The organism is Stenotrophomonas sp. 01N47, from assembly GCF_056399165.1.
This window is the reverse complement of the sequence record NZ_JBFTQU010000037.1, coordinates 1-540: the sequence shown is the minus strand read 5'-3', so window position 1 is coordinate 540 and position 540 is coordinate 1. Positions and strand designations below refer to the sequence as shown.

Sequence of the window (540 nt, the reverse complement as noted above, 5' to 3'; positions counted from 1 at the left end):
CTCGTTGAACATCGTACCCTGAGCGCTCATGCCGTGCTTGAGGAAAGAACTCAGGTCCTGATGCGTCCAGCCGCGTGCCGCCAGATCGTTGGCGAGCAAGCTGGGCGCCAGGTAGCCATTGAGCAGGCCACCCGTCATGCGCTTGTCCTGTTGCATCGCGCCGGGCAAACCACGCGGCGTATGGCATTCGCCACAGTGGCCGAGCACGTCGACCAGGTACTGGCCGCGTTTCCACTCCTCACTTTTGCCGTCAGCCGGCGCCAGCTTCACGTCCTTGCCGTAGAGCATGTTCCAGCCCATCAACCCCAAACGTACGTTGAACGGAAAGCTCAGGCGGGTGACCGGTGCAGCACGGTTGATCGGCGCGACCGTCTGCAGGTACGCGTGAATGGCGTCGGAGTCTTCACGCGGCATCAGGTGATACGAGGTGTACGGCATCGCCGGGTACAGGTTGGCGCCATCACGACGCTTGCCTTCGGTCAGCGCAGCGAAGAATTCGTCGTCGCTGTACAGACCGATCCCGTGGTCCTTGTCCGGGGT

Annotated in this window: 1 pseudogene; it reads right to left on the bottom strand. The window is 62.4% G+C overall.

The features are described 5' to 3' along the window. Nucleotides 1-540 (bottom strand): annotated as a pseudogene (locus tag AC1DKR_RS21075) (cytochrome c); the annotation flags it as partial.